Source organism: Bacillus sp. OTU2372 (genome assembly GCF_038440275.1).
GTDB classification, from domain to species: Bacteria; Bacillota; Bacilli; order Bacillales; family Cytobacillaceae; genus Neobacillus; species Neobacillus bataviensis_B.
Map to the genome: position 1 here is coordinate 120,306 of NZ_JASATK010000016.1, position 9,166 is coordinate 129,471.

Annotated in this window: 13 protein-coding genes; 8 read left to right on the forward strand and 5 right to left on the reverse strand. The window is 38.0% G+C overall.

Annotated features, from left to right (window positions below):
* Positions 1–211 precede the first annotated feature (211 nt).
* The 4 genes from AAHB15_RS21280 to AAHB15_RS21295 all read right to left on the reverse strand — a co-directional run bounded on the left by AAHB15_RS21280 (position 212) and on the right by AAHB15_RS21295 (position 1,983).
* Positions 212–397 (reverse strand): hypothetical protein, encoded by a 186-nt coding sequence (locus tag AAHB15_RS21280; RefSeq protein WP_335574251.1) that lies wholly within the window; start codon positions 395–397, stop codon positions 212–214.
* A gap of 177 nt (positions 398–574) precedes the next feature.
* The gene (locus tag AAHB15_RS30275) at positions 575–868 is read right to left on the reverse strand and encodes an SPW repeat protein (protein WP_420491195.1); all 294 of its coding nucleotides are present in this window, start codon (positions 866–868) and stop codon (positions 575–577) included.
* Between the two features lie 53 nt (positions 869–921).
* Positions 922–1,371, reverse strand: coding sequence for a helix-turn-helix domain-containing protein (locus tag AAHB15_RS21290; protein WP_335574253.1), 450 nt, complete (start codon positions 1,369–1,371; stop codon positions 922–924).
* A 231-nt stretch (positions 1,372–1,602) separates the two neighbouring features.
* Positions 1,603–1,983: a VOC family protein gene (locus tag AAHB15_RS21295; protein ID WP_335574254.1), complete on the reverse strand. Its 381-nt coding sequence runs from the start codon at positions 1,981–1,983 to the stop codon at positions 1,603–1,605.
* 197 nt (positions 1,984–2,180) lie between these two features.
* Between AAHB15_RS21295 and AAHB15_RS21300 the strand changes: the two genes are divergently transcribed.
* On the forward strand, positions 2,181–2,465 hold the full coding sequence (locus tag AAHB15_RS21300) for an RNA polymerase alpha subunit C-terminal domain-containing protein (RefSeq protein ID WP_335574282.1): 285 nt from the start codon (positions 2,181–2,183) through the stop codon (positions 2,463–2,465).
* A 126-nt stretch (positions 2,466–2,591) separates the two neighbouring features.
* Here AAHB15_RS21300 and AAHB15_RS21305 read toward each other — a convergent pair whose 3' ends face one another.
* On the reverse strand, positions 2,592–2,735 hold the full coding sequence (locus tag AAHB15_RS21305) for a hypothetical protein (protein WP_335574255.1): 144 nt from the start codon (positions 2,733–2,735) through the stop codon (positions 2,592–2,594).
* 546 nt (positions 2,736–3,281) lie between these two features.
* Here AAHB15_RS21305 and AAHB15_RS21310 point away from each other — a divergent pair.
* The 7 genes from AAHB15_RS21310 (at position 3,282) to AAHB15_RS21340 (ending at position 9,140) form a co-directional block, all read left to right on the forward strand.
* On the forward strand, positions 3,282–3,425 hold the full coding sequence (locus AAHB15_RS21310; RefSeq protein ID WP_342043273.1) for a hypothetical protein: 144 nt from the start codon (positions 3,282–3,284) through the stop codon (positions 3,423–3,425).
* A 143-nt stretch (positions 3,426–3,568) separates the two neighbouring features.
* On the forward strand, positions 3,569–3,844 hold the full coding sequence (locus tag AAHB15_RS21315) for a hypothetical protein (protein ID WP_335574257.1): 276 nt from the start codon (positions 3,569–3,571) through the stop codon (positions 3,842–3,844).
* A 181-nt stretch (positions 3,845–4,025) separates the two neighbouring features.
* Entirely contained in the window at positions 4,026–4,664 is a 639-nt protein-coding gene (locus tag AAHB15_RS21320; RefSeq protein WP_335574258.1) for a response regulator transcription factor, read from the forward strand.
* A 12-nt stretch (positions 4,665–4,676) separates the two neighbouring features.
* On the forward strand, positions 4,677–5,783 hold the full coding sequence (locus tag AAHB15_RS21325) for a sensor histidine kinase (RefSeq protein ID WP_335574259.1): 1,107 nt from the start codon (positions 4,677–4,679) through the stop codon (positions 5,781–5,783).
* Between the two features lie 143 nt (positions 5,784–5,926).
* A complete protein-coding gene (locus tag AAHB15_RS21330; RefSeq protein ID WP_335574260.1) occupies positions 5,927–6,862 on the forward strand; it encodes an ABC transporter ATP-binding protein in 936 nt (311 codons plus the stop codon).
* Positions 6,863–6,874: 12 nt separating this feature from the next.
* Complete coding sequence (locus AAHB15_RS21335) at positions 6,875–7,993, forward strand: ABC transporter permease (RefSeq protein WP_342043274.1); 1,119 nt, start codon at positions 6,875–6,877, stop codon at positions 7,991–7,993.
* Position 7,994: 1 nt separating this feature from the next.
* Positions 7,995–9,140, forward strand: coding sequence for an ABC transporter permease (locus AAHB15_RS21340; protein WP_335574262.1), 1,146 nt, complete (start codon positions 7,995–7,997; stop codon positions 9,138–9,140).
* Positions 9,141–9,166: the final 26 nt, after the last annotated feature.

The window sequence follows — 9,166 nt, forward strand, 5'->3', positions numbered from 1 at the left end:
TCCTTCATCCGCATTTTTGGTTAGTATTACCTCCAGTTGAAATCATATTCTAACGCAAAATAACCTACTATTTTGGTTTTAAAAAAGGAAAAATAAAAAAAGAGCATTCAGCTCTTTTTTATTTTTCCTTCTGCAACTAAACAATTTTTGTTATAAAAATGAAATAGAGCTGCTTTTGTGCTTAAAATATTTTCTCTAAGTTTTGATTCTTCTATAGTTTTTGCACGACCTTATATACCACCACTGCAGAAATTATGCCTCCTTCCAAAGTTGTTACCTTGATATCTACATAATTCATTTGGTCAAGCGTATTTAAAAAAATATTTACCTGTTCCTCGACATCATTAGGGGAACCAGTAAATATTTTTGTTTTCACCTTTCGAACTGTAAATTCCAAAACGCATCCGCTCCTCCGATTTATGGAAATCCTATGCTAAAAGTCAATATCACTCGTTTGCTATCTATTTGTATATTCATTCAATCCTGTGTACATTTCCTACACATTCTTATAATTTCTGCCAACAACAGAGGCTGAAAATGAAGAAAGCTTGCTGTTGGCAGATTTAAAACTGTTCTAAGAATTATTGTTTTTGTTCGCCGCCCCTGACCAAATAGCTAGAATTAAGACGATGATACCAAAAATGACACTATTCCACATAGCGCCAACATTACTGGTGAAACCATACACCCACGGAGAAATGATGAGCCAGATACCGATCAGTCCAGTAAGCCAAAGTTGCCACATCATAAAAACCTCCTCTTTTCTAATTGACGTTAACGTCAACGTCATTAAATAATATGAATTTTTAGAAAAGGATATTCCTAGTTTCATATCTGTTAAAGAAAAAAGAGCACAATCATTAATCATCTGATTAATGACCGTGCTCCAAGGAATTAGTTAATTAAAACGGATTGGGACTTTTACCTTTTCTTCAATTCGTCCATAAAGTGTAAAGAACGTTCCAATTGCTCTTGATACATATCACGCATGGTTACTACGTTTTCTATTTTCGAATTCATTTTTTCAATCAAGTTGTGTAAAACATCGATGTATTGATTCACCAGCACTCTTTGTACATCGGCACTCTCGGCATTCTCATGAAACGTCTGTCTTATGTCTTTAAGCGACTCCTCCGCCTCCATCACTTCCTGAATCTCTTGCAGAGAGATACCCAAATAATCTTTCAGCCGCAGAATTTGCTTAAGACGATCAATCGTGTTTTGTTCATAAAGACGATGCCCGCCATTTGTACGTAATGCAGGCGAAATTAGCCCGACTTGCTCATAGTAACGAAGCGTTCTTGGTGTAATACCTAGTTGTCGTGAAACCGTGTCAATGGTCAACACGTCGTATGTCTCATTATTCGTCAAACTGATACACCCACTTTTGTACAGAGATATCCTAAATAACAGGTTAATTCTATTAAAACATATGGCTAACTTCCAAGTAAATCCATTTATATTACTCACACTTCGGTATAATTTTTTATATATTATGATTGTTCTGATTATTAAAAAAGTAAAAATAGCGTTTCCACTTTTAGTAGAAACGCTTTCAATAATTCAATCATTTTGCCTACATGGCAGCTGAATATTGTAATTTCACTTTCTTTCCATTACGGCAAAGTAATTATTTTCACTATCTGCAAAATTGAATATTCTACCAGAAGGCATAGTGACCATTTCACCGACAGTAATGTTTTTATTGGATAAGTCAGTGTATAATTGATCTAGGTCTCTTGAAAAAAACATTATGGAAGGTGTACCAAGATTTAATTCTGGCTGCATTTTAGAAATTAGTTCCTTATTATGTAGTACTATACTTGTCTCGACTCCATTTGCTGGGGCAATTTCAATCCATCTCATCCCCTGACCATTATTTTCCTCTGAAATCACCTTAAAACCTACTTTTTCTGTCCAAAATTTCACTGCCTCATCTTGATTATTTACATACAACATGATTTGACCTAACATATTAATCATTCTTTCACCCTCTATATTGAATTACTTGAAATTATAACACACTTATCTATTTTTTGGACAAATTGTATTATTATACCTAATTTCCAACGTAATCCAATATATCCTTCTTCTAAGTTAATGGGATTTTATGTTAATATATGATTTATAAATTAGCTAACCTACGATCAAAAAGGAGATCTTAAAAAATGACAACTTCAATTAAACGTTTAAGGACTTGCGATAAAGGCCACAAATACTATAAAAGCAGCGACTGTCCAACCTGCCCGATTTGTGAGCAAGAACGGAAACCTGCCGAAGGATTTCTTTCTCTTCTCTCGGCACCATCCAGACGCGCATTGGAAAACAATGGCATCATTACTTTACAACAGCTTTCCAACTATAGCGAAAACGAGATTTTGCAATTACATGGTATTGGACCTTCTTCCATTCCTAAGCTTAGGACTGCATTGAAAATGAGTGGGCAATCTTTTAGAGAACAATAGGTTTTGCAGCTATCTACCGATATTTGCCTTTAATTCCCTATCAATACAAACAAAGAGGCTGCCAAAAATGACAGCCAAAATGAACCCGTTAAGAGTAAACCATTTAATTTTTATATAAACATCTTATTAATCATCAAATCTAAATTTGGGTAATGCCTCTGCTGTGTCAACGTTTTGAAGTTCTTCCTGCTTTTCTTTTGACTTTTTCGCTATGAAGAAACCGATAATTCCCACCAAAACGATCGCAAGTAAAAGCCAAATAAAAACCATAAAAGCATGCTCCCTTCAAATAAATTTATCAGGCATTAGAATATATGAAGAGAAGCTTGTCATTTTTAATGTCAAAATAATAAAAATTTTTACAGATCCAGCTAAAATCTGTAATATTTATACTAGAAAGATCCCGATCTATGATCTGTTCATCCTAACTTGAATACTCAAAAGCTTGTCCAAAAAGTTCAACAAAATTTAATTCGCTCTAGCGACGGACTTGCTAGTTCAAACGCATATGAAAAGGTAAAAAAAGCCGAGAACAGAGTTACTAAAATATATGGCCTTACACCAGGCGCATCCTTGAGCCTGAATTGTGCATAAAAGCATCAAAAGAGGCTTAATGCGCCTGCAATGATAACGGTAAATGTGTACATGAAAAATTCATTAAGCATATCTTTCCACTCCATATGGTCCAAGTGCGTGATTCTATGATTATATATTAATTATTCAGACTGTGACCACTAATAATTTTTCAACTAATTTATGGAGGTAACTGTATATTATCCCGATTTTTCCATACCTTAACTCATGGAGGTGATACCTTTGGATAAAAATCAAAAATTGAATGATAAAAGCAATAACGATTCAACATCCGATGCTTCTAAAAAGCCGATCGTATTAGACGAGGTTCCTGAACCGCGTGGCAAGTATGGAGGACAAATCGATACTGATCTAGATAATTATTGACAATTGAAACGCCAATCATTTGGCGTTTTTTTAATTTTACTTTCAAAATAAGGGACCAAATCTTTTTATGTATAAATAACACCTCAACCAATATTGGCTTAATTGTTGTAAATTGGTATAATTTAGTAAAAAAGGAGTTTCCTATGAAAATACTTAGTAAACTATCTATTATATTTACTATTTTAGGTGTCTTGTTCATCAGTTTTGCTTATATTTATTCAATTTATTTTGAGCCACTAATGGTTTCAGGATTTAGTATTTTGTTTATTGGATTATTAGCAAGTTTTGGTGCAATGTACACAAAGGAACAAGGTAATATAAAGTTTTTAGCAGTTGCTGCATTTTTCCTTTTGAGTATTATTGTTACTTGGAATCAACCATTTGATATTCTACGATTATTGACCTGGATAAAAAATTAATAAAGATTCAATATGATTTAAAAAGGAGCTTAAATAAAGCTCTTTTTAATGTGCACTAATTCTTGGTATCATAAAATTTTATTTATTCATCAGGTACTCCTCAAAAATCCTTCTTTCTGCTATGTTTATGTTAGCTACTACCAATTTAAGGATGTGAAGGGCAGGTCAGTCCTGCTGTGACATGAATATAAAAATTTTGATTGCGGATGATAATTCGTTTATTCGCGAAGGTATGAAGATCATTTTGAGTACATACGGGGAGTTTGAGGTGCTGGCAACCGTAGATGATGGTAAGCAAGCAGTTGAATATTGTCAACATCATCAAGTTGACATTGCGCTTCTGGATGTAAGGATGCCCAATATGAATGGCGTTGAAGCAACAAAACTTCTGACGGAAACAACAAACACTAAGCCGATGATTCTGACAACCTTTGATGACGATGAGTACATTATGGATGCGATTAAGAATGGGGCAAAAGGCTACTTATTGAAAAATACCGACCCGGAACGAATCCGCGATGCCATTAAAAGTGTCTACTATGGTAACACCGTTATGCAGGATGTCGTGCTCGATAAGGTTAAATCCAAAATGACTGGCAAGGCAAAACCCGAGTCCAAGGTGGATGCCAGCCTCTTCACCGAGCGGGAAATGGACATCATGACACTAATCGCCAAGGGCTATTCCAACAAGGCGATTTCAAAGGAGCTGTTTATTTCGGAAGGCACAGTTGCTAACTATATTACTTCGATTCTAGGTAAAACTGGCTTGGAGCATCGAACACAAATTGCCATTTACTTTCTTACTGGCTCAGTAGATTAAGAGGACCAAGAAATGGAATTATGGATCATTTTCAGCAAGCTTATTATCATCCTGTTTCTCAGCTTTTCCTATGTCCAATCTGAAACAAGCAATCTGGCTTGGATTGTCCTTTCGATTTTAGTGTATATCAGTATCAATATTACGGTTTACCTTGTTCAATTGGAAAAAGTGAAGATTGGCATTCACCTCGTGTCGATGACGCTGATTTTTATTTTCTTTCGGGAAGTGAATTCGTTATTCATCCTGCTCCTGCCAAATAATATCTATGAGCTTACCTGGCCTTTTTTTGAAAAAAAGTGGTTGTTATTGGTAGTGGGATTGCTGCCTGGATTCATTGTCCCTCAGCAACAGGCGTCATACGGTCTGATTGCAACCTTCTGCTTTGTAGTTTATTTTATGACCAGCCATTACTCGAAAAGGCTGATTAACTATGAGAATACGCTTGATAAGATGCGGGTAGACATACAGCGGCTCTCCAAAAGCCTTAATGAAAATAAAGAGTACATTAGGCAATCGGAATATACCTATCGCTTAGAGGAACGCAACCGGATTTCCCAGCAGATTCATGACAGCATCGGCCACTCCATGACTGGCGCACTGATTCAAATGGAAGCCGCGAAGACTCTTATGGCCATTGATCAGACTAGAGCAGTGGAGCTTCTTCAGAATGCGATAAACATTTCAAAAGAAGGCATCGAGGAAATTAGGATTACCTTAAAAAATATGAAGCCTCCAACCGAACAAATCGGCTTACAGCGCCTAAAACTGTTCATTGAGGAGTTTTCTATCCAGCACCAGTTACGAATGCCGTTTGTATACAAAGGAAACATAGATCTGATTACGCCTATTCAATGGAAGATTATTGCTGAGAATATTACCGAAGCCCTCACGAATTCATTAAAATACTCAGGTGCGTCGGAAATTTCGATTGACATTCAGGTATTGAATAAGGTTGTTCGGGTCGAGGTCCGTGATAACGGTAAAGGGATTGGATCCGGCAAAGTGGTAAAAGGGCTCGGCATCGTAGGTATGGAAGAACGGACCGCCTCCATAAAAGGCACAGTTATCGTCGATGGAACCAATGGATTCTCCGTCACCACCCTCCTCCCCATCGCCTAATGAAAGCATTCATATGAAAAACATGAAATTTCTCATGTATAAAGGGTGAACTAATGCACTTATGTTAGTTCACCCTTTTTCCTTATAATAAAATTACAAATACAGGAAATGGTGTCAGGCACCATTCCATATGAGGTGAGTTTATGAACGTGTTGGAGATTAAAAATTTAACGAAGAAATTTGGCGATTTTATTGCTGTTGATAATATGTCCTTAGCGATTCAAGAAGGTGAAATTTTCGGTTTCCTTGGATCAAATGGAGCTGGCAAGAGTACAACGATTAATATGATTTCTGGTCTATTACGAAATAACAGCGGGGAAATCCATATCCTCGGTAAGAACATTGCTTCACACAGTAAGTTTGCCAAGATGAATATCGGGATTGTACCGCAGGACCTGGCGATTTATGAGGATATGACAGCTTACGAGAATGTGAGATTTTTTGCGGGATTATACGGACTGCGAGGAACAGAGTTGAAAGAACGAGTCGAAGAGGCACTGGAGTTTGTCGGTCTCTTTGATAAGCAAAAGAGCTACCCAAAGAACTTTTCCGGCGGGATGAAACGCAGATTGAATATTGCTTGTGCAATTGCCCATCGGCCAAAGCTGATTATTATGGATGAACCCACTGTTGGCATTGATCCCCAATCACGAAACTACATTTTAACCTCTGTCCGCAAATTAAACGATATGGGCTGTACCGTCATTTACACGAGCCACTACATGGAAGAGGTGGAAGAAATCTGTTCGCGGATTGCCATTGTCGATCATGGTAAGGTGATTGCGGAAGGAACAAAGGAACAATTAAAAGCGATTATTACGGATACTAAGGATATATTGATTGAAGTGAAAAACTCAGAAAACCTCGACGAAGCGTCATTAAAGGAGATCAAAGGGGTTAATTCCGTTTCCATCGAGGAAAATGTTGTAAAAATCAACTCCCAATCGGAAGTAAACAACTTAAACCAGATTATTCAGTTCTTCATTAACAGAGGAAAGGAAATCCGCTCACTCCAGGAACTGGCTCCAAACCTTGAAACCGTTTTTCTTACTTTAACCGGTAGAAATTTAAGAGATTAGGAGGACTCAATCGTGAATATCATCAATATCGCTCTAAATGAATTCAAGCGCAACATTCGAGATATTAGGACGCTGGTGTTTATGTTGGCCTTCCCTATCGTATTAATGTTGATTCTTGGAACTGCTTTGTCTAGTACCTTTGACAAAAGCATTAAAATTGGAAAAATCAATGTGCTATATACCGAAAAAAATGACAGCAGCTTCTCTGCCCCATTCCAAAATTTTATAAAAGAAGCCAAAAAGAAAGACATTCATTTCTCAAAAGCTTCTGAACGTACAGACGGAAAGCGTGCAGTTAAGCAAAACCACTATGATGCCTATGTGGAAGTCACGGATAAAGGAATTCAATTTTACGGCAGTGAGCGGAACAGCATCCAGGCAAGTATGGTTGAAGGCATGCTGACTGCTTTTACCGATAAATACAATTTGATCACCGAAGTAGCAAAGGAAAAACCTGAACAAGTGCAAGCCGTATTGGCAAGTACCTCGAGCGACTATGTAAAAGAAACCTCCTTAAATGCAAATAAAGCACCGGGATCAATGGATTATTATGCGATGGCAATGACGACTATGATCGCCTTATACAGTGCCATTTCCGCCAGTTCCTTGATCCGAGGAGAAAGAAGACGGAACACAGCCATTCGACTCGCCATTGCACCTATCAACAAAATGGAAATTTTTCTCGGTAAAATTTTGGGAGGAATCGGTATTAACTTTGTTTGCATCTTGCTTGTAATGGCATTCAGCCGTTTTGCTTTTAGCGCCAATTGGGGCAGCCATCCCGGCATAGTGGTGCTCATTCTGTTCACGCTCGTATTCCTTGCCGTCAGCTTTGGGCTCGGCCTCAGCTATATCATTAAAACGGATCAAGGTGTGCAAACCATTGTCATGATCGTCCTGCAGCTTGCTGCCTTTTTTGGCGGGGCGTATTTCAGGATTGACAACGCCGACGGGTTTCTGAAGCTCATGACGAATTTGTCGCCACTTACATGGGCAAGGGATGCGTTAACAAAAAGTATTTATAACAATGACTTAATGGCTGCACTGCCTGCAATTTCATTAAATATAGGAATAGCCATTGTTTTCCTGTTGATAGCCATCGTTGCATTCAGAAAACGGGAGGGTCTCTAGGATGAAAGAAATCATGTGGCTGGTGGCCAATTCATTACGTTCCATCTTTTTAAACAAGCGAAGAATTTTCGCATACGTTCTTGTGCCGTTACTGGGCATCTTCATTGCCTTCATGGCTTATGGCAATACAGGTCCCACCTTTCTCAATGCCGGGATTGTCGACCTGGATCAGACGACAATTTCGCAAAATACCAGCAGGTTTATCAGTGATTTAAATAATGTTAAAACAAGTAAACTAGCAGAATCGGAGGTCAAAAATAAAATCGCTTCCGGCGCCCTGGATTGCGCAATTATCCTCGAACCAGGTTTTTCACAAACGATCATGAACGGCGAAAAGCCTGAGGTGCAGATCGTCTCGGTTAAAGGGGCACAGGTCACGACTTATATAAAGGCCTACCTTAACAACTATATTGGTAACCTCTCGTCCTTAAGCACTTCTGCCAATGGGGATTTTACGGTTTTTAATACTCTCTATCAAAATTACCAAAATTCGGAGTTTAAAGTATCTACCCATTCTTTAAAAGATACATCTAATAACAACGATATGACTATTCAGACAATTGGCTTTCTGCTGATGATTATGCTCAACTCTGCAGGCGGCCTATCCGAATTGATTCTAAAAGAAAAAGAAAACCGCACCTATTTCCGGATTATGTCGGCTCCAATAGACGGAAAAAAGTATGTTCTTTCTAATGTGATTGTCAATATGATCATTATGACCATTCAAGTGGTTGTCACCTTGACGGTTATGACGAAAGTCTTTGGTATTTCAGCTGGGTTCCCCTTCTGGGAAATGATTGGTGTGATGATGTTTTTCTCACTTGTCTCTGTTGGTTTATCATTAGTGATTACCGCCTTTGCCACCAACTCGAATTCTGCAGGTGCCTTGCAAAATCTTATTATGACTCCCACCTGTCTGTTGGCAGGCTGCTTCTGGCCAGTGGAAATCATGCCAAAGGCTGCACAAAAAATTGCAGATTTCCTGCCGCAAAGATGGCTGCTCGATACAATTTCTGAGCTGCAAAAAGGACATACACTCAGCAGTTTGTCATTGAATCTGGCAACTTTATTGGCCTTCGCTCTTGTGTTCTTTATGATTGCGATATATAAGTTTAGCCGGAATAATAACGTGAGGAATTTTATTTAAGGGCTGTAAAAAACTCGCCTTGTTCG